We start from the raw sequence: 22665 nt of genomic DNA, 5'->3' as shown, positions 1-22665 counted from the left end.
TCAATCATGAAAATATTAGTGCTGGGCGTGACGGGAATGCTTGGAAGTACCGTGTTCAAGTACATTTCCAATCACACTTCACATAGCGTTTTCGGTACTATGCGTGGCAAAGGCGGGGCCAATTACTTCGAAGAGAAGCATGCGTGCTGCTTTTATTCGGATGTTGATGTTTTGGATTACGAGTCTTTGGTAGCGGTGTTTGAAAAAAACCGTCCTGACGTGGTGATCAACTGTGTCGGCCTGATCAAGCAATTAGCCCAAGCCAAAGATCCCCTGTCGACGCTGCCGCTCAATTCAATGCTGCCGCATCGCCTGTCCAAGTTATGCCAATTGATTAACGCACGGCTGATTCATATCAGTACCGACTGCGTATTTACTGGAACGAAGGGCATGTACCTCGAATCCGATACGTCGGATGCAGTGGACCTTTACGGTAAATCCAAATTCATTGGTGAGGTGAATGATCAGCCTCATGCGATAACGTTGCGCACTTCGATTATTGGCCATGAGTTAGCAAGTAGTGCATCTCTGGTCGACTGGTTTCTGTCCCAGGAAGGTTCGGTAAAGGGCTTCACGAAAGCTATTTTTTCCGGTGTGCCTACCGTAGAGCTGGCTCGTATCATCGCTGAGTTTGTACTGCCAAAACCAGAGTTATCCGGTCTTTATCACGTCTCTGCCAAACCAATTGATAAATTTACGCTGCTGACCGAAATCGCTAAGGTCTACCAGAAAAATATCGATATTATTCCCGATAACCAATTAGCGATCGATCGTTCCCTTGACTCGACGCGCTTTCGGGAGGCCGTGGGTTATAATCCGCCGTCATGGCCGGAGCTGATTCAGTTTATGCGCGCACAGCGATAAATTAGGAGGTTTTATGTTTGATAACAAAATTTTGATGATTACCGGTGGCACTGGTTCTTTCGGTAATACCGTTTTAAAGCGCTTTCTCGACACCCAAGTAAAAGAAATTCGGGTATTCAGTCGCGACGAGAAAAAACAGGAAGATATGCGCATTGCGTTGGGCAATGACAAAGTCAAGTTCTATATTGGTGATGTGCGTGACTACGCGAGCATTTCCCAAGCCATGGTGGGCGTCAATTATATCTTTCACGCGGCGGCACTCAAGCAGGTTCCGTCCTGTGAGTTTTACCCAATGGAGGCTGTCAAAACCAACGTTCTGGGTACAGAGAACGTGCTCAACGCGGCCATTGCGAACAATGTAGAACGTGTCGTGGTGTTGAGCACTGACAAAGCGGTGTACCCGATCAACGCCATGGGTATTTCCAAGGCTATGGCGGAAAAGCTGGTGGTTGCCAAGTCCAGAATGATCCCACAAGGCGGCCCGGTTATTTGCTCCACGCGTTACGGCAATGTCATGGCCTCGCGGGGTTCGGTCATCCCGTTGTTCGTCAATCAGCTGAAACAAGGCGGCGAATTGACGGTTACCGATCCCAATATGACCCGCTTCTTGATGTCGCTGGAAGACTCCGTGGACTTGGTGTTGCATGCTTTCGAGTTTGCCGAGCAAGGCGATATTTTCGTGCAAAAGGCTCCGGCCTCTACGGTAGAGGATTTGGCGCAAGCGCTGAAAGAACTGTTCAAGCGTTTAAATGCGATTAAAGTTATTGGCACTCGACACGGTGAGAAACTTTATGAGTCGCTGATTTCGCGGGAGGAAATGGCCAAGGCCGAGGACATGGGGCGCTACTATCGGATTCCGGCGGATAATCGCGACTTGAATTATGAGAAGTACTTTGTCGAAGGCGAAACGCATATTTCCGAGTTGGATGATTACACCTCCCATAATACAGAACGTTTGGACGTCGAAGGTGTTAAAACGCTGTTGTTGAAGTTGGAGTTTATTCAGGAGCAGCTCAATGCTTAAGGTCATGACGCTAGTCGGTACTCGCCCGGAACTTATTAAGATGAGTCGGGTGATCGCAGAACTCGATAAACAGACTCAGCATATTTTGGTTCACTCGGGCCAGAATTATGACTATGAGCTTAATCAAGTGTTTTTTGACGAGCTGGACATTCGCAAGCCCGACCACTTTTTAGGCGCCGTTGGCGAAACTGCGGCTCAGACAATTGCAGAGGTGATCGCCAAATCAGACGCGCTTTTTGAGTTGGAAAAACCCGACGCCCTGTTGCTCTACGGGGATACGAATACGTGTCTGGCGGTTATATCCGCCAAACGTCGAAAAATCCCGGTATTCCACATGGAGGCGGGGAATCGCTGTTTCGACCAGCGTGTACCCGAGGAACTCAACCGCAAAGTGCTGGACCATTTGAGTGATATCAATATGGTACTCACCGAGCATGCACGTCGTTATTTACTGGATGAAGGTGTGCGTCCCGAGACCATTATCAAGACCGGGTCGCATATGGCGGAAGTCTTGCAGCATTACATGCCCAAAATTGAAGCATCGGATGTTCTGGTTCGAGAAGGGCTGGTCGCGGGGCAATATTTTATTGTCAGCGCGCACCGTGAGGAAAACGTTGATACCCCAGACAATTTGAAGGATTTGCTCGGTTCACTGAAGGCACTGGCAGACGAATACCACTATCAGGTCATCGTCTCTACTCACCCTCGCACCCGCAAGCGCCTTGAGGCACTGGGCGAGTCTCTGGATCATCCACTGATTCGCTTCGTAAAGCCGTTTGGCCTGCTCGACTACATCAAATTGCAGATGGAGGCGTTTTGCGTGGTGTCCGACAGCGGTACTATCACCGAAGAAGCCTCGTTGCTGAACTTGCCGGCAGTCACCATCCGCAATGCTCATGAGCGACCAGAGGGCATGGATGCAGGCACGCTGATAATGTGTGGGTTGAGAGCCGAGCGCGTTCTTGATTCGGTGCGTATCGTCACCACGCAACATGTTCGTGGCGAGCGGGCGCTTGCGGTGGTCGATGATTATCTTGGCGGTGCTGTATCCAAGAAAGTCGTGCGTATTGTGCACAGTTATACTGATTATATTAATCGCACTGTTTGGTCTAAGTCGTAGGCAAGGAGCTTTACGTGCACATTTTCGTCACTGGAGCTTCGGGATTTGTCGGCAGCCGGTTGGTTCAAGTGTTAGCCGCTCGTGCTGACACTCGTGTCACTGTTGCCGCAAGGGGCCGTCATCTTACCTGCGCAACGGCCGAGCGGGTGGTTCGATTCGAGGACCTTGCAACGGCGAGTTTCTCGGCGGAACTGTCTGGGGTGGACGCAGTGGTCCATTGCGCCGCTCGTGTTCACGTCATGAACGACTTGGAAGCTAACCCCCTTCACGCATTCCGCGTGGTCAATGTCGAAGGCACGCTTAACGTGGCGCGTCAGGCTGCGGAGGCTGGGGTACGTCGCTTTGTGTTTCTCAGCTCGATCAAGGTCAACGGCGAAGGCACCGAGCCCGGTGTGCCGTTTACTGCTGATCAGCCAGGCAACCCGGTAGACCCTTACGGGGTTTCAAAGATGGAAGCCGAGCAGCGCCTTCGGGAGTTGGCCCTAACGACGGGTATGGAGGTGGTGATCATTCGCCCCGTACTGGTTTATGGGCCAGGTGTGAAAGCTAATTTTCTGAGCATGATGCGTTGGCTGCATAAGGGGTTACCTTTGCCTTTTGGCGCCATTCATAACGCTCGCAGCCTTGTAGCGTTGGATAACCTGGTTGATCTGACCGTTCTGTGTCTGAGTCATCCGGCGGCTGCCAACCAGACCTTTATGGTCAGCGATGGCGAAGATTTGTCCACCACCGCCCTGTTACGCAAGATGGCATCAGCGTTGGAAAGGCCGGCGCGTCTGCTTCCCGTCCCTGCCGTTTTACTGAATGCCGCTGCCCGCATGCTAGGCAAGCGCAGCTTGTCTCAACGGTTGTGTGGTTCATTGCAGGTTGATATCGCCAAAACGCGTGCCGTTCTGGGGTGGACGCCGCCATTGTCAGTGGAACAGGCGTTGAGGCTCACTGCCTCGGATTACATGGAAAATGAAAAGAAATGAGTGAAGGGTGGATTGTTCTTGTTGTTGCATTAACCTCATTTTTGATGACTGCTGTACTTAGGCGTTATGCGCTTTCGCGAAGCATTATGGATATCCCGAATGCGCGCAGTTCGCATTCGATTCCCACGCCACGCGGTGGTGGTGTTGCAATCGTGCTGGCGTTTCTGGCGGTGACTCCTGTTTTGGGGTGGCTGGATTTGGTTTCGGCCCATACGTTGATCGCAATGGGAGGAGCCGGCGCGCTGGTAGCCGTACTGGGTTTTATGGATGATCATGGCCATATCGCTGCCCGCTGGCGCCTGACTGGCCATTTCGCATCAGCGATCTGGGCGTTGTTCTGGATGGACGGACTTGGCCCGCTGACGGTGTTCGGCTGGGAACTGCATCTGGGGCTGATCGGGAATATTCTGGCCGCTGTGTTTCTGGTCTGGATGCTCAACCTCTATAATTTTATGGATGGTATAGATGGGATTGCCAGTGTTGAAGCCATCTGCGCGTGCCTTGGTGGCTGTTTGCTCTTTGCGTTGAGTGGTCATCAGGACATGATTTGGTTACCGCTGCTCTTAGCTGCTGCGGTGAGCGCGTTCCTGGTTTGGAATTTCCCACCTGCCAAAATTTTCATGGGGGATGCCGGAAGCGGATTTCTGGGCATTATCTTGGGTTGTTTTGCGATTCAGGCCGGTTGGGTTCAATCATCGTTTTTCTGGGCCTGGTTGATTTTGTTGGGTGTGTTTGTGGTTGATGCAACGTTCACTCTGGTGCGCCGCCTGCTACGGGGCGATAAGGTCTACGAAGCGCATCGCAGTCATGCCTATCAGTTTGCTTCACGCAAGTTCGGTAGACACCTGCCAGTGACGTTGGCGGTGGCGGCCATTAATATCGTTTGGTTGTTGCCCATTGCACTCGGTGTTGTTCTATATGGATGGGATGGAACGTGGGCTCTGGTTGTCGCTTATCTACCGCTGATCTTCCTGGCGATCAAGTTTCATGCTGGAGAACTTGAGCGATCAGACGTTATTGACTGAGCCGCACGTGCAGCCGGGCAGAACGCCTCGAAGGGCTCATGGATGGCTTTACCAAGGCAAAGCATTAGGATGTTAAGAGGTGTTTGAAAACGCTATGGATAAGTTAAGGGCCTACTTGGTCGCTTTGCCTAGACGAAAAAAACGACTGATTCAGGTCGGCACGGATGTGTTTGTCGTTTGGGCTGCCTTATGGCTTGCTTTCGTTGTACGCCTGGGCATCGATGAATTGGCCAACCCGGTTCGTCTTCACCTCTGGTTGTTCATTGCCGCTCCAGTGATTTCAATTCCGCTGTTCATTCGCTTTGGTATGTACCGTGCTGTGATGCGCTACTTCGGCAACGACGCATTGATCGCGATTATCAAGGCGGTCAGCTTGTCTTCGCTCATTCTTGGCGTGGTGGTTTACTGGTACAGCAACCATCAAAATGTGGTTCCGCGCTCCATTATTTTCAACTACTGGTGGCTCAGTCTGATCATGGTAGGCGGCGTGCGACTTGGCATGCGCCAATACTTCTTGGGTGATTGGTTTTCCGCTGCGCAACATGTGCCGTTTACTAATCGTGAGGATGGGCTGCCGCGCGTCGCCATCTACGGCGCAGGCGCTGCCGGCAATCAATTGGTAGCCGCCTTGCGAATGGGGCGTGTTATGCGGCCGGTGGCTTTTATTGATGATGATTCTAGTATTTCCGAGCGCGTTATTTCCGGGCTGCAAGTGTATAAGCCCAAGCACATTCAACGCATGATCGATGCCACGGGGGCGCAGGAAATACTGCTGGCTATTCCATCCTCCAACCGCGGTCGCCGCCGTGAAATCCTCGGGTTTCTTGAAGGTTTCCCTCTGCATGTGCGCAGTGTTCCCGGCTTCATGGACTTGGCCAGTGGCAGGGTGAAGGTCGACGATATCCAGGAAGTCGATATTGCAGACCTTTTGGGTCGGGACACGGTGCCAGCCCAGCACGAATTGCTCGAACGCTGTATCAAAGGGCAGAACGTGATGGTAACGGGGGCGGGTGGGTCAATTGGTTCAGAACTGTGCCGGCAGATTCTTCCACTGCGCCCTAAATCGCTGCTGCTGTTCGAACACAGTGAGTTCAATTTATACAGCATCCTTTGCGAACTCGAAGAGCGTATTAACCGCGAGTCGCTACCGGTCAAAATTTTACCCATCCTGGGTTCGGTGCGTAACCAATCCAAGTTGCTCGATGTCATGAAAGCCTGGCACATCAGCACTGTTTATCACGCTGCCGCGTACAAACATGTGCCGATGGTGGAGCACAACATCGCCGAAGGCGTGTTGAATAATGTCATGGGCACACTGAATACGGCGCAAGCCGCATTGCAGACGGGCGTCGCCAATTTCGTGCTGATCTCTACCGATAAGGCGGTCCGCCCGACCAATGTGATGGGCAGTACGAAGCGCCTCGCCGAACTGACGCTGCAAGCCCTTAGTCGAGAGGTAGCCCCCGTATTGTTTGGCGACAATTCAAACGTCTCGCGCGTTAACAAGACCCGATTCACCATGGTGCGTTTCGGCAATGTCCTTGGCTCCTCTGGCTCGGTGATTCCGCTGTTCCACAGGCAAATCAAGTCGGGTGGCCCGGTGACCGTCACTCACCCGAAAATCACCCGCTACTTCATGACTATTCCGGAAGCTGCGCAGTTGGTAATTCAGGCCGGTTCCATGGGCTTGGGCGGCGACGTATTCGTGCTAGACATGGGCGAGCCGGTGAAGATTGTCGAGCTCGCTGAGAAGATGATTCATTTGTCGGGCCTCAGTGTGCGCTCTGATAAAAACCCTCATGGCGATATCGCCATCGAGTTTTCAGGACTGCGCCCCGGTGAAAAGCTTTACGAAGAATTACTTATCGGCGACAACGTAGTTGCAACTCAGCACCCGATGATCATGAGCGCCAATGAAGATCATCTGGCTTGGGATCTTCTCAAAGGTAAGTTGAACGAACTGTTGGGGGCCTTGGATCAGGACGATTACTCCCGTGTTCGACAGCTGCTGCGCGACACGGTAAGTGGCTATTCGCCGGATGGTGAAATCGTCGATCTTATTTTTCAACAGCGCCGTTTGGAGCCTTAAGCTCACACTCTGTAACGCCTGGGTTTTTGACTCCTTCCAGACATCGCCTAAGTTTGAAAAGCAGCTTCGGAAAGCTGCTTCTCTTCTACCGATGTCATGGAGCGTCACCAATGCAAAATACCTACATCTCTTCCCTGATCTTTGCCGTCGTCACCGCGTTTTCGGTTGCGACCACCGCAGCCCCTTCCATCAAACCCGAAGCCCCAGCCCCTGTCTCGGCGCAGATGAGCCAGGCCGAGCAATCCGCCAAAGTCAATCTCAACGCCGCTGATGCCGAAACCCTGCGTCGCGACCTGTTCGGTATTGGTGCCGCCAAAGCCAAGGCAATCATCGCTTACCGCGAAAGTAACGGCCCGTTTACGGCGGTGGACGAGTTACTGGAAGTAAAAGGCATCGGTAAAGCGTTGCTGGAAAAGAACCGCGAAAGGCTTGTTGTCAATTAAGTAAAGGGGGCCGGTCGTTGGCCGGCCTTTTTGCCATTTCGAAACCTGTGCCTTAGCTCTTCCCCGCAGCCTGTTCATGACGCGGTTCGCCAATTTTGCGTTTTCCACTTCTCGCCAACCCCAATGCGACCATCAGGGTCGACATTGTCGCCAAGCGCTTTTGCTCACATCCATTCCCTGATGCCGTTTTACATAGCCGTTAGAAAAAAACATAGCGCAGCCTCGGTTACAGACTCGCAAGTTAACCACTCTGTATTTCCCCTCGTGCGCCGGCCTTGGCATGAAAAGTGATTACATCTACCCGAAAGATTGTTCAACAATCCCGAGGTAGCCATGACGCTCAGTTTGTCTTTAGCCGACCAGATAGCTCTGGAGTTGCGCGCCGATATCATCGGTGGGCGGCTGTTGCCGGGTATGGCGTTGGTGGAGGTGGAATTGGTCAAGGCCTATAACGCGTCGCGCAATACCATCCGGGAAGCCTTGCATCGCCTGGGGCAGGAAGGGCTGACCCGCTATGTGCGCAATAAGGGGGTGGTGGTCCGACGATTGGAGCGCGCAGAGGTGCGGGATTTATTCGTCGTCCGTCGCACCCTTGAATTGCAGGCCATAGCCCTGAGCGGTGCGCTCACCCTGCAGCAATCGGAGTGCATGCAAAACGCGATTGACGCCACCACCCTGGCTCGCGAACGTGAAGATTGGCGAGCCGTGGCGACTCACAGTTTGCTGTTCCATCAGCAGATTGTGGGGTTGATGCGCAGCCCGTTGTTCGATGAGTTTTTCGCCCAAGTCATCGCGCAACTGCGCCTGGTGTTTTGCGCGGCGCCTGATGAGCAGCGTTTTCAATCGCCCTGGCTGGAGCGTGACCGTGAGATTTATCAATTATTGGTCCAGCAAGACAAGCCGGCGGCAGGGGAGGCGATGAGCTTGTACCTGGATGATTCGGAACGCCTGTCATTGGCCCTGTTTTCCTATCCCTGATCGAGGACTTGCACCATGTACAAAGACTATCCGGCCGCTTATCAGGTCAGTAAGGGTTCAGCGCTGCAGGTCGACACTGCGTTTTATGAGCGTATTCGTGATCGGGCGGATAAACGTACGTTGATCGAGCAGTTCGAGGTACCGATTCGAACGGGCAAAGCGTGGAAGGTGCCGGCAGGGCATGTGTTTCGTGTGACCACGCCGGTGGGGCCGCAGGTGGGGGATTTTAACGTGTGGAATGCCCATGATCCGCGCGAGCGTCTGTGGGCGGCGCGTACTCGCCAGTTGCAGGGGGCGCATGTCAGCACCCATGATCGGCTGTGGTCGAACCTGCCATTTTTGCGGCCTCTGGTAACCATCACCGATGACAGCCTGGCCAGTTACGGCATCGATGAACACGGCGGGCGCCTGCACGATTTGCTGGGCACGCGTTGCGATCCCTATGTGAACCGCATGTTGACCGGTGAGGACTTCCATCACCATTGCCATTCGAACCTGACCCGTGCGGTATTACCCCACGGTCTGACAGAGTTTGATGTGCATGACGTGCTGAATATCTTCCAATGTACGGGCCTGAATCACGACGACATGTATTTCATGAAGGCGTGCCCGGCGCAGAAGGGCGATTACCTGGAGTTTTTTGCCGAGATAGATGTGTTGTGCGCGCTGTCGACGTGCCCGGGTGGGGATTTGTCGCTGCCCATGTGGGGGCCGGATGCACAGGACCCGCTGACGGTCTGCCGTCCGCTTGGGGTTGAGATCTATAAGCTGGAGGATGAACTATTGAGCGGCTGGAGCCAGCCGGAGCGTGCTGCCTATAAGGGGCAGCACGGGTTGCATATCGCCAAGGCGGACTGGGAGTAAGCAGCCCTAGCGATCCTGCGCATCCTTGGCATCCGCCTGGGCGTTGCGCTCGGCTACGCGTTTGCGTTGTTCGTCGGTGAGCTCCACCTTGTTGGCGCTGTCACGCAGCATCATCAGCCCACCGACGATCGACCCGATCGCAACCACCATAATCAACCACGCATACCACGGCATAAGGCTCTCCTTGAGGCAGCTTGCCGTGGGAGAATTTTCCCACGGCAATAGCTGCTTTGAGTAACGGGCTTTCTGAGTAGTTCAGTGTAGTCCCGTTCTGCCTCGAAACCTTAGAGCCCGGTCAACATTGCGTCCACCGGTGCATCGGCACGGTCCTGCGCGGTCAGTTGGAAATAGATAAAACCCACCGCCATAAAGCCCAGGAAGATCAGGCCGATCAGCGTGTTGAACCAGGCCATCGCCACCAGGCACACCACCGCCAGTACCAGCGCAATGCCGGGCACGATTGGATAACCCGGTGCGCGGAAGGTGCGTTCCAGCAGCGGTTCGGTCTTACGCAGTTTGAACAGGCTGAGCATGCTCATGATGTACATCACGATGGCGCCGAAGACGGCCATGGTGATCATCGCCGCGGTCAGGGTCATGCCGCCCAGGTTGATCAGGCCGTCGCTGTAGATGGCGGCAATACCGACGACACCACCGGCGATGATGGCGCGATGGGGCGTCTGAAAACGCGACAGTTTGGCGAGGAAAGACGGTAGATAACCGGCGCGAGCCAGGGCAAAGAACTGGCGCGAGTAGCCAAGGATAATCCCGTGGAAGCTGGCCACCAGGCCAAACAGGCCGATCCACACCAGCATGTGCAACCAGCCGGAGCTGTCGCCCACCACGGTTTTCATCGCCTGTGGCAGCGGGTCGTTGATGTTCGACAGGGTGCGCCAGTCACCCACGCCGCCGGCGAAGAACATCACGCCCATGGCCAGGATCACCAGGGTGAGGATGCCGCTGATGTAGGCCTTTGGAATGGTGCGCTTCGGATCTTTCGCTTCCTCGGCGGCCATGGCCGCGCCTTCGATGGCGAGGAAGAACCAGATGGCAAACGGAATTGCCGCAAACATCCCGGCAATCGCCGGGGCGCCAAACGTGTCGGAACCGGCCCAGCCGTTCAGTGCGAAATTGCTGAAGCTGAAGGCTGGCGCGACTACACCCATGAACACCAACAGCTCGGCCACGGCGAGCACGCACACCACCAGTTCGAAGGTGGCGGCGAGTTTCACGCCGAGGATGTTCAGGCCCATGAACACGATGTAGGCGCCGACGGCCGCGTGTTTCGGGTCCAGCGCCGGAAACTGCACGTTCAGATAAGCGCCGATGGCCAACGCGATAGCGGGTGGGGCGAAGACGAATTCGATTAAAGTGGCGAGCCCCGCAATCAAGCCGCCTTTCTCACCAAAGGCGCGGCGGCTGTAGGCAAACGGGCCGCCTGCATGGGGAATTGCGGTGGTCAGCTCGGTGAAACTGAAGATAAAGCAGGTGTACATCGCGGCGACCATCAACGAGGTCACCAGAAAGCCCAAGGTCCCGGCCACGCCCCAGCCGTAGCTCCAGCCGAAATACTCCCCGGAAATCACCAGCCCGACGGCAATGCCCCATAAGTGCAGGGTGCCCAAGGTGGGTTTGAGTTGTGTGTTCATTGTGCTGCGCTCCCGGAACGGTTTGGAATGATTCAAGGTGTTGCAGCGGCCATGCCAGCCTGAGAATCATTGTCGTAAAGCGACGCAACTGTCGCCTGGGGGACGGTTTGGCGTTTGAAATTTCTCGGCGTTGCACCAGAGGGGTGCGGCGGTGACTGTGCCGGCGCTATCGGGAGCAAGCTCCCTCCCACATGTTGACCGGATACATCCTTGGAATACGGTTCAATGTGGGAAGGGGCTTGCTCCCGATAACGCCCGCCCAAACGCCGAATACCCCGGCGTAAACCCCGCATAAACCCACTCTTTACGCCATCTTTACGCCCCGCCTACCCTCATGCTCTCGTTCCTTTACGCCACTCCTGCGGACAATTGCCCCACACGCGGCACTCGCCGCTAAACGGAGAGACTTCCATGAGCGTTCTGGACGGGGTGTCACTGCTATTGGCCGTGGCGCTGTTCATTTATCTGCTGGTTGCGCTGTTACGCGCGGATCGGAACTAGGAGCGGGCTATGCACAGTTATGACTATTGGCTGATCATCGCCTTCTTTGCCGTGGTGCTGGTGCCGGCGCCGTTCCTGGGGCGGTTCTATTACAAGGTGATGGAAGGCCAGCGCACGTGGCTCAGCCCGCTGCTGGGGCCTGTCGAGCGGGCCTGTTATCGCCTGGCCGGCGTGGACGCGCAGCAGGAACAAAGCTGGCGCAAATACATGTTGGCGTTGCTCGCGTTCAACCTTGCGGGCTTTTTGCTGCTGTTCGCGATTTTGCTGTTCCAGGGATCTCTCCCACTGAACCCGCAGAAATTGCCGGGCCAGGAATGGACGCTGGCCTTCAACACCGCAGTCAGTTTCATGACCAACACTAACTGGCAGAACTACAGCGGCGAAGCGTCCCTGAGTTACCTCAGCCAGATGGCCGGCCTGACCGTGCAGAACTTCGTCAGTGCAGCCACTGGTCTGGCAGTCCTGGTCGCGTTATGCCGTGGGATTGGTCGCAAATCTTCTCAGACTCTCGGTAACTTCTGGGTCGATATGACCCGCGCCACCCTCTACGGGCTGTTGCCGTTGTGCCTGGTGCTGGCACTGTTCCTGGTGTGGCAGGGCGTACCGCAGACCTTCGCCCATTACGTCGATGCCGTGACGATGCAAGGCGTGGATCAGGTGATCCCGCTGGGCCCGGCGGCCAGTCAGATCGCGATCAAGCAACTGGGTACCAACGGTGGTGGCTTCTTCGGCGTCAACTCGGCGCACCCGTTTGAAGACCCTACCGCCTGGGCCAATCTGTTTGAAGTGGCGTCGATCATCCTGATCCCGGTGGCATTGGTGTTCACCTTCGGCCACTACGTCAAAGACTTGCGCCAGAGCCGCGCCATTCTGGGCTGCATGCTCGCGCTGTTCCTGATCGGCGGCGCGACGTCACTGTGGGCTGAGTACCAGCCCAACCCGAGCCTGAACAACCCGGCCGTGGAGCAAACCGCGCCGCTGGAAGGCAAGGAAGCGCGCTTCGGCACCACCGGCACGGTGCTCTGGTCGGTGACCACCACGGCGGCGTCCAACGGTTCGGTCAACGGCATGCAAGACAGCCTCAGCCCTCTGAGTGGGATGGTGGCGCTGGTCAACATGATGGTCGGCGAAGTGATCTTCGGCGGCGTCGGCGCGGGTATGTACGGCATGTTGCTCAACGTGTTGATTGCGGTGTTCCTGGCCGGCCTGATGATCGGTCGAACCCCGGAATACCTCGGCAAAAAACTCCAGGCCAAAGAAGTGCAGTTACTCGTCGTGACGCTGTTGGTGATGCCGGTGGGCGTGCTTGTGCTCGGTGCTATTGCCGCCAGCCTGCCAGGCCCGGCCAGTGCCATCAGCAACCCTGGCCCCCATGGTTTCAGCCAGTTGCTGTACGCCTACACCTCGGCCAGCGCCAACAACGGGTCGGCGTTCGCGGGCTTCAGCGCCAATACGCCGTTTCACAACCTGATGCTTGGCCTGGGCATGTTGATCGGGCGCTTCGGCTACATCCTCCCGGTACTGGCCCTGGCCGGCAGCCTGGCGATGAAAAAGAGCGCACCGATTGGCCAGAACAGCTTCCCCACCCACGGACCGCTGTTCGTGACCCTGTTGACCGTGACCATTTTGCTGGTGGGCGGCCTGACTTTCCTGCCGACGCTGGCGTTGGGCCCTATTGCTGAACACCTGAGCATGGGCTTCTAAAAGGGGATATGAAGATGAATATGCCTGCAAAAAACGCGGCCCCGACCAATACTCAGGCGCCTGCCAAAACCGCCATTTCCGCGCTGTGGCGCCCGGCGCTGATCCAGGCGTTCGTCAAACTGGACCCGCGCCAGTTGCAACGCTCACCGGTGATGCTGGTGGTTGAGCTGACCGCGATCCTCACGACCGTGCTGTGCTTTGTGCCTGATACCGCCGTGCCCACGTTTGTCGCCGTACAAATCGCCGTGTGGCTGTGGTTCACCGTGCTGTTCGCCAACTTCGCCGAAGCCTTGGCCGAAGGCCGCGGCAAGGCCCGCGCCGACAGCCTCAAGGCCGGCAGCGAGGGCCTCAGTGCACGGCGCAAGGAGGCCGACGGCAGTTTCAAGGTGGTGCCGGCCACCAGCCTGCGCAAAGGCGATGTGGTGCGTGTTGCCGCTGGGGAGATGATCCCCGGTGACGGCGAGGTCATCGAAGGCATCGCGGCGGTCAACGAAGCGGCGATCACCGGCGAGTCCGCCCCGGTAATCCGCGAGTCCGGCGGTGACCGTTCGGCCGTCACCGGCAATACACGCCTGGTCTCGGACTGGCTGCTGATCCGCATCACCGCCAACCCGGGCGAGTCGACCCTGGACCGCATGATCGCGTTGGTGGAAGGCGCCAAACGCCAGAAAACCCCCAACGAAGTTGCGCTGGATATTCTGCTGATCGGTCTGACGCTGATCTTTTTGTTGGTGGTCGTCACCCTGCAGCCGTTCGCCCACTTCGCCAATGGCAGCTTGCCGCTGGTGTTCCTGGTCGCACTGCTGGTGACGCTGATTCCGACGACCATTGGCGGCTTGTTGTCGGCCATCGGCATCGCCGGTATGGACCGCCTGGTGCGCCTCAATGTGATCGCCAAATCCGGCCGCGCCGTGGAAGCTGCCGGCGACGTGCATGTGTTGCTGCTGGACAAAACCGGCACCATCACCTTTGGTAACCGGCGTTGCGCGGCGGTGGTCGCGGCGCCTGGCGTCAGCGGGCGTGAGGTGGCCGAAGGCGCGCTGTTCGCCTCCCTGGCGGACGACACGGCGGAAGGCAAATCCATTGTCGAGTACTTGCGCGCCCTGCATCCCCAGGCCGAGCCGTCCCTGGATGAGTTGACCGCCGTGCCGTTCAGTGCCGAAACCCGTTTGTCCGGTGTCGACTACCAGGGCCGCATATTCCGCAAAGGCGCGGTGGACTCGCTGCTCGCATTCATCGGCCAGCCACGCGGTGATTTGCCACCGGCGTTGTCGCGGGAAATCGACAAAATCGCCCAAAGCGGGGGCACGCCGTTGCTGGTCTGCGTCGATGGCAAACTGCTCGGTGCGATCCACCTGAAGGACGTGGTCAAGCCCGGCATCCGCGAACGTTTCGCCGAGTTGCGCAAACTGGGCATCCGCACCGTGATGGTGACCGGCGACAACCCCTTGACCGCCGCCGCGATTGCCGCAGAAGCAGGCGTGGATGACGTACTGGCCGAAGCCACCCCAGAGAAAAAACTCGCGCGTATTCGCCATGAGCAGAACGACGGTCGCCTGGTCGCCATGTGCGGTGACGGCGCCAACGACGCGCCGGCGCTGGCCCAGGCCGACGTGGGCATGGCGATGAACGATGGCACCCAGGCCGCCCGCGAAGCCGCCAACATGGTCGACCTCGACAGCGATCCCACCAAGCTCTTGGATGTGGTGCAGATCGGCAAGGAGTTGCTGGTGACCCGTGGCGCGCTGACCACGTTTTCCATCGCTAACGACGTGGCCAAATACTTCGCGATCCTGCCGGCGCTGTTTGCCGCGATCTACCCGCAGTTGGGCGTGCTCAACGTGATGCATCTGCAGAGCCCGCAAAGCGCGATCCTTTCGGCCATCGTGTTCAACGCGCTGATCATCGTGGTGCTGATTCCCCTGGCGCTGCGTGGCGTGCGGGTGCAGGCGGCGAGTGCGGCGGCGTTGCTGCGGCGCAACCTGCTGATCTACGGCCTGGGCGGGCTGCTGGTGCCGTTCGTGGGCATCAAGGCCATCGACATGCTGTTGACCGCGTTGCACCTGGTGTAACCCGAACGGTGCTTATGTGGCGAGGGAGCACACTCGCTCGCCACAGGGTTTCTCGACTCAATTGAGGATTTGAATATGTCCAACATCATCCGTCCGGCCCTGAGCCTGCTGGTGCTCATGACCCTGGTCACCGGCGTCGCCTACCCTCTGGTGGTGACCGGCGTCGCTCAGGTCGCTTTTCCCGACCAGGCCAATGGCAGCCTAGTGCGCGATGCCAGTGGCAAAGTGCGCGGCTCCAGCCTGATCGCCCAGGACTTTAGCGGTGACAGCTGGTTCCACCCGCGTCCTTCGGCCGGCGCCTTTGCGACGGTTTCCAGCAGCGCCAGTAACCTCGGCCCGAGCAACCCGGCGCTGGCCACCCGCGTGTTCGACGACGCCAACAAACAGCAGGTGCCCGGCCAGGGCCCGGTGCCTTTAGCCTCGCTGACTACCTCCGGCAGCGGTCTTGATCCACACTTGCCACCCGAGGCGATTGCCTATCAACTGGCGCGGGTGGCGGCGGCGCGGAATCTGCCGGTGTCGACCTTGCAACGGCTGTTGGATGAGCACACCGAAAGCCCGTTGGTGGGCCCGCCGGTGGTGAATGTACTGGCACTGAACATGGCCCTGGAAAAACTCTGAACCCTTGTGGGAGGGGCGGTGCGACGATTCGACTTGCTCCCACATTTTGATCGTGATTGAACTGACGATATCAACACCTGAAGGAACCCCACGCATGAGCGACTCCGGCCGCGCCGACGCCCTGTTAGCCGACTTACCCCGCAACGGCCGTGGCCGGCTCAAGGTCTTCCTCGGCGCCGCGCCCGGCGTGGGCAAGACCTACGCCATGCTTCAGGCCGCCCACACTCAACTGCGCCAGGGCGTGAAGCTGATCGCCGGCGTCGTCGAAACCCACGGCCGCGCCGAGACCGAGGCCCTGCTCAGCGGTCTGCCGCAACAACCGTTGCTGCGCAGCGAGTACCGTGGCGTGATGCTCGAAGAAATGGATCTCGACGGCCTGCTCGCCGCCAAGCCCAAGCTGGTACTGGTGGATGAACTGGCCCACAGCAATGCTCCCGGCAGCCGCCATGAAAAGCGCTGGCAAGACATTCAGGAACTGCTCGCCGCCGGTATCAACGTGTTCACCACGGTCAACGTCCAGCATCTGGAAAGCCTCAACGACCAGGTGCGCGGCATCACTGGCGTGCAAGTGCGTGAAACCTTGCCCGACTGGGTGCTGCAAGAGGCCGATGAACTGCTGCTGATCGACCTGCCTTCGCGCGAGCTGCTGGAGCGCCTGCGTGATGGCAAGGTGTATGTGCCGGAACAGGCGCGTGCCGCCATCGACGCGTTTTTCACCCAGACCAACCTGATGGCCTTGCGCGAGCTGGCGATGCAGACCGCCGCGGCCCATGTCGACGACGACTTGGCCCAGGGTTATCGCCAACTTGGCCAGGCCGCCCCGGCTGTGCGCGGCCGTTTACTGGTGGGCGTGGATGGCGACGCGCAGGCCGAACGCCTGGTGCGGCATGCCAGTCGTGTGGCGCAGCGTCGGCACCTGCCGTGGAGCCTGGTGCATATCGATAACGGCCGTGCGCGGGATGAGCAGTCGCGCCTGCGCTTGCAAAACGCTCAGCAACTGGCCGAGCGCCTGGGTGGGGAGGTGGTGTTGCTACGGGCGGGGGAGGTGGCCAAGACGCTTATCCAGCACGCCCTCGAACGTCGCGCCAGTCTGTTGTTGGTGGGGCAGTCGCGAATGCGTTGGCATCGTCGCCTGTTTGGTGGCGGCCTGGCGTCGCGCCTGCTGCGCAATGCCCGAAGCCTGGAAATCAACGTGCTCGACAGCGACGACACGCCGGCACCGCCACGCTTGCCGGAGGTGCGTGGACTGGTGTGGTTCGATTACGCCCTGGCGGTGGTTGCCACCGTCGTGGCCGCCGCGATGGCGTGGGCGGTGTCCAGTGTGTTGCCGCTGCCGAATATCTCGCTGGTGTTTCTCGCCGCCGTGCTGCTGGTCGCGGTGCGTAGCAGCCTGGGACCGTCCCTGGTGTGTGCGGCGTTGTCATTTCTCACATACGACTTTCTGTTTATCCCGCCGAATTTTTCCTTCGCCATCCAGCGCGAAGAAGACGTGCTGACCCTGCTGTTTTTCCTGCTGATGGCCGCGCTCACCGGCAACCTCGCCGCCCGCCAGCGCCGACAACTGCAAGCCTTGCGAGACACACAGGAAGAAACCAGCGAACTGCTCGACCTGTCGCGCAAACTCACCGCCGCCACCGATCGTCAGGCGGTGGTCAGCGCTGCGGCCCATCACCTGGAGGGCTGGAGCGACCTGGACCTGTGCCTGCTCAATCGCGATGGTCAGGGTGGCTGGAAAATTGAGACGGGCGGCCCGCTGACCCTCAGCGAATCTGAACGCGCTGCCGCCGACTGGGCCTGGCAGCATGATCAACCCGCCGGTATGGGCACTGGCACCTTGCCGTTTGGGCGCTGGTGGTGGTGGCCGTTGTCAGGTGAAGAAGGCCCGTTGGGCTTGCTCGGTGTCAGCGCCAAACCAGGGCTGGAACTGAGCGGCCAACGTCGGCGTTTGCTCACGGCTTTGAGCCAGCCGCTGGCTCAGGCGCTGGCCCGGGCTCAATTGGCGCAGGAACTGGAGTCAGCGCGCTTGCACGGCGAAACCGAGCAACTGCGCAGCGCCTTGCTCGCCTCTGTGTCCCATGATTTGCGCACGCCGTTGACCTCTATGCGCGGCAGCATCGACAGCCTGCTGGCGCTGGGAGAGGCCATCCCCTTGGAGGATCGCCGCGAGTTGCTCGAAGGCACCCGCGACGAGGCCGAGCGCCTCGACCGCTATATCCAGAACCTGCTGGACATGACCCGCCTGGGGCACGGCGCGCTGAAGCTGGCGCGCGATTGGGTGTCGCCCGGCGATATCGTCGGCAGCGCCCTCGGCCGCTTGCGCGCGGTGCTGGCGCCGTTGCAGGTAAGCACCGACGTGCCGCCCGAGTTGCCGTTGTTGTACGTGCATGCGGCGCTGATCGAGCAGGCCCTGGTGAATGTGCTGGAAAACGCCGCTCGTTTTTCGCCGCCCCAGGGCCGTTTGCAATTGAGCGCGGGGGTGTTGGATAACCAGCTGTTTTTCGCCGTGGCCGATGAGGGGCCTGGGATTCCCGAGGACGAGCGCGTGAAGATTTTCGATATGTTCTACACCGCTGCGCGTGGCGATCGAGGCGGGCAGGGCACGGGCCTGGGCCTGGCGATTTGCCAGGGCATGGTCGGCGCGCACGGTGGGCACATCAGCGTGGCCGATGGCATCGAAGGGCGCGGTACCTGCATCACGCTGTTCCTGCCGTTGCCGACACAGCCTGGCCTGGAGCGCGACTCGTGAGCTACCCTCTTTGCTCCTCGTATTTTGATTGGACACCATGAGCCAGACCGCGACGATTTTGGTCATTGATGACGAACCGCAGATCCGCAAATTCTTGCGCATCAGCCTGGCCTCCCAGGGCTACAAAGTGATCGAGGCCGGTACCGGTAACGAAGGCCTGGCCCAGGCAGCATTGAACAAACCGGACCTGCTGGTGCTCGACCTCGGGCTGCCGGACATGGACGGCCAGCAGGTGCTACGTGAGTTTCGCGAATGGTCGACGGTGCCGGTGCTGGTATTGTCGGTGCGCGCCAGCGAAGGGCAGAAAGTCGAAGCCCTCGACGGTGGCGCCAACGATTACGTGACCAAACCGTTTGGCATCCAGGAGTTCCTCGCTCGGGTGCGCGCATTGCTGCGCCAGGCGCCAGCGGGGGAGGCGCAGGAAGCGGCGTTGAATTTTGGCCCGTTGACGGTGGACCTGGCCTATCGCCGCGTGTTGCTGGACGGTGCCGAAGTGGCGCTGACCCGCAAGGAATATGCAGTGCTGGCGCAGCTGGCGCGGCATGCGGGACGGGTGATTACGCAGCAGCAACTGCTCAAGGATATCTGGGGCCCTACCCATACCGAAGACAGCCACTACTTGCGTATCGTGGTGGGCCATCTACGCCAGAAGCTGGCGGATGACCCCACTCAGCCACGGTTTATCGTGACCGAGGCGGGGGTGGGGTATCGGTTGCTCAGTGCTTGAGCCTGATGCATTTCGTTGTCTGAACCGCCGCTATCGCGTTCAAGGCTGCTCACTCTCATATCGATCCAATGTGTCACTGGCAATCTCCCGCCCCAGGGCGATCAATTCCGGCGCCTTGTAGAACTCGAAGAACCGGCACACCCGCTTCGGCACGTTGATCAACACATCGGGCGGGTAGCCCGCGATCTTGTACTGGGCCAGCGACGTTTGCATCACTTCGAAACTCTGGTTGATCAGGTCCAGCAGCGACGCCGGCCCCACGTTGTCGATGATGAACGACCCGGTGGCCGACTTCGGCGCGCCGGGTTTTTCCGGCGCGGCGGCGGGTTGCTGGGATTCGGGTTCGGCCGATTCCAGCCACGGGTTGATCTCGGCGGCCTGGGCGTGCAGGGCTTCCTGCTCGAGTTTCATCAACTGCTCGGCTTGCTTGCGACGAAACGGCAGGTGCGAACCCAATGACTTGGCCAGGCTGTTAAAGCGACTCTTGAACGCGGGCGGGCGTTGGATCACCGGCAACTGGTAGTGCTTCTGGTTAGTGGCGTTGAGGTTGACCGCAATGATCAAGTCGCAGTGGCTCGACACCACCGGCACGATCGGCAACGGGTTGAGCAGGCCGCCGTCCACCAGCATGCGGTTGCCCTGCATTACCGGGGTGAACAGGCTGGGGATCGCCGCCGAAGCGCGCATGGCCTGATGCAGGCAGCCTTCCTGGAACCAGATCTCCTGCTGGTTGGTGAGGTCGGTGGCCACGGCAGTGTAGGGAATGCGCAGCTCTTCGATATTGATATCGCCGACGATCTTGCGGATCTGCCCGAAGACTTTCTCGCCGCGAATTGCGCCCAGGCGAAAACTCACATCCACCAGGCGCAGTACGTCCAGGTAATCGAGGCTTTCAATCCAGCGGCGGTATTCATCCAGCTTGCCGGCGGCGTAAATCCCGCCTACCACGGCGCCCATGGAACAACCGGCGATACAGGCGATGTCGTAGCCACGCCGTTCGATCTCTTCGATCACTCCGATATGGGCGTAGCCCCGGGCGCCGCCGGAGCCCAGCACCAAGGCAACACGTTTCTTCATGGTCCATGTCCTTTATCGGCAGGTGCCCACAATGCACCTATTGAGGGGGCGGCTTCAATCTTCGCTGAGCTGCGCAATATTTTTCCAGAAAAACCACTAGGCTCGGGTATGCTCTGGCAATAGGTACTACCGATTTCAGGCTATGGACAAGGCACTTTTTGTCGTAGGTAACGTCTACACGCTACGACTGTTTTTCTATTTTTGAGGTGTCATCGATGAAAGCCTGGATGTGTGTGCCTGTGATCATGCTGGCCCTGGCCGGTTGTGCCGGGAAGACTGCCTACCGCGACAGCTGCGGCTCGCAATTGGACGCCGCCTGGAAAGAGCTCGACCTGGCCAAGGCAGAAGGGTTTGCCGGCACCGTCAGTTACTCCAAGGCTTTATCCCTGTTGACGGGCGCCAAGACCCAGCAACAGTTTGAAGCGTTTGAAGGTTGCTCCAACAAGGCTGAGAAGGCGCGGTTCTATATCCGTGAGTCGCGCGCCGGGCGTTGAGGTATAGCAAGTAGGATTTTTCATCGGAAAGTGAGGGCAGGATGTCAGCGTTGGTCGATCAGTTAGTCGCTCAGGTCATTGGCCTGGAAGTAGGGTTACTGAGCTGCCAGGCTCGCCTTGCTGCCGTCACCGACGATGAAGCCTTGCATGATTTGCGCACCACCGTGCGGCGCCTGCGCAGCCTGTTGCGCCCCTTGCGTGGGTTGCCAGGCGTCGAACAGCTTGAAATGGCCGCCGCCGCGGTCGGCCAATTGACCACGCCGCTGCGTGACCGTGAAGTGTTGGCGGCCTATCTGCATCAGCATGGTCATCACGCAGCGGCGGATCGGCGCTTGCGCCTGCAACCCGATGCGTATCGCCAGGTGGCGCAAAGTGCTCAACTTGCGCATTTGCTGCTGATCCTGGATGCCTTCCCGCGTTTTATTCGCGCCTCAGAACATCAGAAACTCCTCAAGGGCTTGCGTTCGCGCGTCGAGAAACGTCTGGCCAAGCAATGGCAGGCACTCGACGAGGCCCTGAAGGATCCCGACCATGATCGCCACCGCCTGCGCTTGTTGATCAAGCGTGTGCGCTACGCCGCCGAGGCCTATCCCGAACTGGACAGATTGCCTGCCAACGCCATGTCGCGCCTGAAGAAAGCCCAGGCAGCCCTGGGCGATTGGCACGACTGCTGGCAGTGGCTGGCCCAGGCCGAACAGCAAGCCGACCTGCAACCCTGCGTGGCGATATGGCATAAAACCATGGTCAAGGCCGAAGGGAAGGCGGATCGTGTGCTGGACAAACTCAGCGCCGAATGTTTCTGAATCGGTCCGGCTTTTGGCCGGAATGAGCGCTGTACCTCGCCGGCCCGATGGTTAAGATCCCCCATCTGTTCTTTTGACGTGAGGTCGCCATGCGCTTCAGTGATTTGCTCGACGCCGCCCGTAGCAACCCGTTGGATGTGACCATCCCCGCCGAATGGGCCCAGGGGCGCGCGACCTTTGGTGGCCTGGTCGCCGCTTTGCAATATGAAGCATTGCGCGCCCAGGTGCCTGCCGATCGTCCATTGCGCTCGCTGGCGGTGACCTTCGTCGGCCCGGTGGCGCCTGACGTGCCCGCCAGTTACCACGTCGAGGTGTTGCGCGAGGGCAAAGCGGTCAGCCAACTGCTCGGGCGCGTGGTGCAGAACGGTGAAACGGCGACGCTGGTGCAGGCCAGCTTCGGTGCGTCCCGTGAGTCAGAAATTGATGTGGCAAGTGAAGCGCCGCCAGTGTTCAAACATTGGGACGAGTGCCAGGAACTGCCCTATATCAAGGGCGTAACCCCTGAATTCATGCGGCATATGGCAATGCGTTGGAGTGTCGGCGGGCTGCCATTTACCGGCAATAAATCCCGCGATATGGGCGGCTGGGTACGCTTGCGTGGTGACGTAAAAGAAGAACCCCTGACCGAAGCGCATATCCTCGCCCTGGTCGATGCCTGGCCCCCGGCCTTGCTCCCGCACCTGAAAAAACCGGCGCCGGGCAGCACCCTGACCTGGACCATCGAGTTCATCCAGCCCTTACAAAACTTGACGACCCTCGATTGGTGCCAATACCACGTCAATATCGAACACGCCCGCGACGGCTACGGCCATGCCGCCGCCGCGCTGTGGAGCCCAACCGGCGAGTTGATCGCCCTCAGCCGCCAGACCGTGGTGGTCTTCGCCTGAACC

The 22665-nt window shown here is 58.7% G+C and carries 21 protein-coding genes; 18 read left to right on the top strand and 3 right to left on the bottom strand.

The features are described 5' to 3' along the window. Positions 1-6 precede the first annotated feature (6 nt). The 9 genes from AB4N98_RS04835 (at position 7) to AB4N98_RS04795 (ending at position 9381) form a co-directional block, all read left to right on the top strand. Positions 7-864 carry a dTDP-4-dehydrorhamnose reductase family protein gene (locus AB4N98_RS04835; protein ID WP_017526590.1) on the top strand — a complete coding sequence of 286 codons (858 nt, stop codon included), beginning with the start codon at positions 7-9 and terminating at the stop codon, positions 862-864. A gap of 13 nt (positions 865-877) precedes the next feature. Continuing rightward, positions 878-1888, top strand: coding sequence for a polysaccharide biosynthesis protein (locus tag AB4N98_RS04830; protein WP_017526589.1), 1011 nt, complete (start codon positions 878-880; stop codon positions 1886-1888). Further along, entirely contained in the window at positions 1881-3008 is a 1128-nt protein-coding gene (gene wecB / locus AB4N98_RS04825; RefSeq protein WP_017526588.1) for a non-hydrolyzing UDP-N-acetylglucosamine 2-epimerase, read from the top strand. The genes AB4N98_RS04830 and wecB overlap by 8 nt, the downstream gene beginning before the upstream one ends. Positions 3009-3022: 14 nt before the next feature. After that, positions 3023-3982 carry a UDP-glucose 4-epimerase family protein gene (locus AB4N98_RS04820; protein WP_135196689.1) on the top strand — a complete coding sequence of 320 codons (960 nt, stop codon included), beginning with the start codon at positions 3023-3025 and terminating at the stop codon, positions 3980-3982. After that, positions 3979-5007 carry an MraY family glycosyltransferase gene (locus tag AB4N98_RS04815; protein WP_116079478.1) on the top strand — a complete coding sequence of 343 codons (1029 nt, stop codon included), beginning with the start codon at positions 3979-3981 and terminating at the stop codon, positions 5005-5007. Before AB4N98_RS04820 ends, AB4N98_RS04815 begins: the two co-directional genes overlap by 4 nt. A gap of 94 nt (positions 5008-5101) precedes the next feature. Beyond that, positions 5102-7096, top strand: coding sequence for a polysaccharide biosynthesis protein (locus AB4N98_RS04810; RefSeq protein ID WP_017526585.1), 1995 nt, complete (start codon positions 5102-5104; stop codon positions 7094-7096). 110 nt (positions 7097-7206) lie between these two features. Then, a complete protein-coding gene (locus tag AB4N98_RS04805) occupies positions 7207-7539 on the top strand; it encodes a ComEA family DNA-binding protein (protein ID WP_017526584.1) in 333 nt (110 codons plus the stop codon). 333 nt (positions 7540-7872) lie between these two features. Next, the gene (locus AB4N98_RS04800) at positions 7873-8517 is read left to right on the top strand and encodes a GntR family transcriptional regulator (RefSeq protein WP_026067151.1); all 645 of its coding nucleotides are present in this window, start codon (positions 7873-7875) and stop codon (positions 8515-8517) included. Positions 8518-8532: 15 nt separating this feature from the next. Continuing rightward, positions 8533-9381, top strand: coding sequence for an urea carboxylase-associated family protein (locus AB4N98_RS04795; protein ID WP_017526582.1), 849 nt, complete (start codon positions 8533-8535; stop codon positions 9379-9381). Between the two features lie 6 nt (positions 9382-9387). On the opposite strand, the gene AB4N98_RS04790 is transcribed toward AB4N98_RS04795, so the two are convergent. Beyond that, positions 9388-9555, bottom strand: a complete 168-nt coding sequence (locus tag AB4N98_RS04790; protein ID WP_003172675.1) for a DUF2897 family protein — start codon at positions 9553-9555, stop codon at positions 9388-9390. A gap of 110 nt (positions 9556-9665) precedes the next feature. Next, on the bottom strand, positions 9666-11030 hold the full coding sequence (gene eat, locus AB4N98_RS04785; RefSeq protein WP_017526581.1) for an ethanolamine permease: 1365 nt from the start codon (positions 11028-11030) through the stop codon (positions 9666-9668). A 411-nt stretch (positions 11031-11441) separates the two neighbouring features. Here eat and kdpF point away from each other — a divergent pair, with 411 nt between their 5' ends. From kdpF to AB4N98_RS04755, 6 genes are all read left to right on the top strand, one after another. After that, complete coding sequence (gene kdpF, locus AB4N98_RS04780; protein ID WP_003218754.1) at positions 11442-11531, top strand: K(+)-transporting ATPase subunit F; 90 nt, start codon at positions 11442-11444, stop codon at positions 11529-11531. 9 nt (positions 11532-11540) lie between these two features. Continuing rightward, entirely contained in the window at positions 11541-13235 is a 1695-nt protein-coding gene (kdpA, locus tag AB4N98_RS04775; RefSeq protein WP_460149283.1) for a potassium-transporting ATPase subunit KdpA, read from the top strand. 14 nt (positions 13236-13249) lie between these two features. Next, a complete protein-coding gene (gene kdpB, locus AB4N98_RS04770; RefSeq protein WP_460149282.1) occupies positions 13250-15307 on the top strand; it encodes a potassium-transporting ATPase subunit KdpB in 2058 nt (685 codons plus the stop codon). A 75-nt stretch (positions 15308-15382) separates the two neighbouring features. Next, positions 15383-15928 carry a potassium-transporting ATPase subunit KdpC gene (gene kdpC, locus AB4N98_RS04765; RefSeq protein WP_065876995.1) on the top strand — a complete coding sequence of 182 codons (546 nt, stop codon included), beginning with the start codon at positions 15383-15385 and terminating at the stop codon, positions 15926-15928. A gap of 94 nt (positions 15929-16022) precedes the next feature. After that, complete coding sequence (locus AB4N98_RS04760; RefSeq protein ID WP_460149281.1) at positions 16023-18674, top strand: DUF4118 domain-containing protein; 2652 nt, start codon at positions 16023-16025, stop codon at positions 18672-18674. 37 nt (positions 18675-18711) lie between these two features. After that, on the top strand, positions 18712-19401 hold the full coding sequence (locus tag AB4N98_RS04755) for a response regulator (protein WP_017526576.1): 690 nt from the start codon (positions 18712-18714) through the stop codon (positions 19399-19401). A 39-nt stretch (positions 19402-19440) separates the two neighbouring features. On the opposite strand, the gene AB4N98_RS04750 is transcribed toward AB4N98_RS04755, so the two are convergent. Continuing rightward, positions 19441-20478, bottom strand: coding sequence for a patatin-like phospholipase family protein (locus tag AB4N98_RS04750; RefSeq protein WP_017526575.1), 1038 nt, complete (start codon positions 20476-20478; stop codon positions 19441-19443). A gap of 215 nt (positions 20479-20693) precedes the next feature. On the opposite strand from AB4N98_RS04750, the gene AB4N98_RS04745 reads away from it, so the two are divergent. From AB4N98_RS04745 to AB4N98_RS04735, 3 genes are all read left to right on the top strand, one after another. Further along, entirely contained in the window at positions 20694-20972 is a 279-nt protein-coding gene (locus tag AB4N98_RS04745; protein ID WP_003172685.1) for a hypothetical protein, read from the top strand. A gap of 41 nt (positions 20973-21013) precedes the next feature. After that, a complete protein-coding gene (locus tag AB4N98_RS04740) occupies positions 21014-21775 on the top strand; it encodes a CHAD domain-containing protein (RefSeq protein ID WP_068933721.1) in 762 nt (253 codons plus the stop codon). A gap of 89 nt (positions 21776-21864) precedes the next feature. Continuing rightward, positions 21865-22662, top strand: coding sequence for an acyl-CoA thioesterase (locus AB4N98_RS04735; RefSeq protein ID WP_068933719.1), 798 nt, complete (start codon positions 21865-21867; stop codon positions 22660-22662). Positions 22663-22665: the final 3 nt, after the last annotated feature.

Source organism: Pseudomonas sp. S3_E10, from assembly GCF_054667615.1.
This window is presented reverse-complemented; position numbering and strand designations above follow the sequence as displayed.

Bases quoted from the DNA above. Each gene is read 5' to 3' on its own strand.
- AB4N98_RS04835 (WP_017526590.1), top strand. From the start codon at position 7: ATGAAAATATTAGTGCTGGGCGTGACGGGAATGCTTGGAAGTACCGTG.
- kdpB (WP_460149282.1), top strand. From the start codon at position 13,250: ATGAATATGCCTGCAAAAAACGCGGCCCCGACCAATACTCAGGCGCCT.
- kdpA (WP_460149283.1), top strand. From the start codon at position 11,541: ATGCACAGTTATGACTATTGGCTGATCATCGCCTTCTTTGCCGTGGTG.
- AB4N98_RS04800 (WP_026067151.1), top strand. From the start codon at position 7,873: ATGACGCTCAGTTTGTCTTTAGCCGACCAGATAGCTCTGGAGTTGCGC.
- AB4N98_RS04815 (WP_116079478.1), top strand. From the start codon at position 3,979: ATGAGTGAAGGGTGGATTGTTCTTGTTGTTGCATTAACCTCATTTTTG.
- AB4N98_RS04740 (WP_068933721.1), top strand. From the start codon at position 21,014: ATGTCAGCGTTGGTCGATCAGTTAGTCGCTCAGGTCATTGGCCTGGAA.
- kdpF (WP_003218754.1), top strand. From the start codon at position 11,442: ATGAGCGTTCTGGACGGGGTGTCACTGCTATTGGCCGTGGCGCTGTTC.
- AB4N98_RS04755 (WP_017526576.1), top strand. From the start codon at position 18,712: ATGAGCCAGACCGCGACGATTTTGGTCATTGATGACGAACCGCAGATC.
- AB4N98_RS04750 (WP_017526575.1), bottom strand. From the start codon at position 20,478: ATGAAGAAACGTGTTGCCTTGGTGCTGGGCTCCGGCGGCGCCCGGGGC.
- AB4N98_RS04810 (WP_017526585.1), top strand. From the start codon at position 5,102: ATGGATAAGTTAAGGGCCTACTTGGTCGCTTTGCCTAGACGAAAAAAA.
- wecB (WP_017526588.1), top strand. From the start codon at position 1,881: ATGCTTAAGGTCATGACGCTAGTCGGTACTCGCCCGGAACTTATTAAG.
- AB4N98_RS04735 (WP_068933719.1), top strand. From the start codon at position 21,865: ATGCGCTTCAGTGATTTGCTCGACGCCGCCCGTAGCAACCCGTTGGAT.
- kdpC (WP_065876995.1), top strand. From the start codon at position 15,383: ATGTCCAACATCATCCGTCCGGCCCTGAGCCTGCTGGTGCTCATGACC.
- AB4N98_RS04795 (WP_017526582.1), top strand. From the start codon at position 8,533: ATGTACAAAGACTATCCGGCCGCTTATCAGGTCAGTAAGGGTTCAGCG.
- eat (WP_017526581.1), bottom strand. From the start codon at position 11,030: ATGAACACACAACTCAAACCCACCTTGGGCACCCTGCACTTATGGGGC.
- AB4N98_RS04760 (WP_460149281.1), top strand. From the start codon at position 16,023: ATGAGCGACTCCGGCCGCGCCGACGCCCTGTTAGCCGACTTACCCCGC.
- AB4N98_RS04805 (WP_017526584.1), top strand. From the start codon at position 7,207: ATGCAAAATACCTACATCTCTTCCCTGATCTTTGCCGTCGTCACCGCG.
- AB4N98_RS04830 (WP_017526589.1), top strand. From the start codon at position 878: ATGTTTGATAACAAAATTTTGATGATTACCGGTGGCACTGGTTCTTTC.
- AB4N98_RS04790 (WP_003172675.1), bottom strand. From the start codon at position 9,555: ATGCCGTGGTATGCGTGGTTGATTATGGTGGTTGCGATCGGGTCGATC.
- AB4N98_RS04745 (WP_003172685.1), top strand. From the start codon at position 20,694: ATGAAAGCCTGGATGTGTGTGCCTGTGATCATGCTGGCCCTGGCCGGT.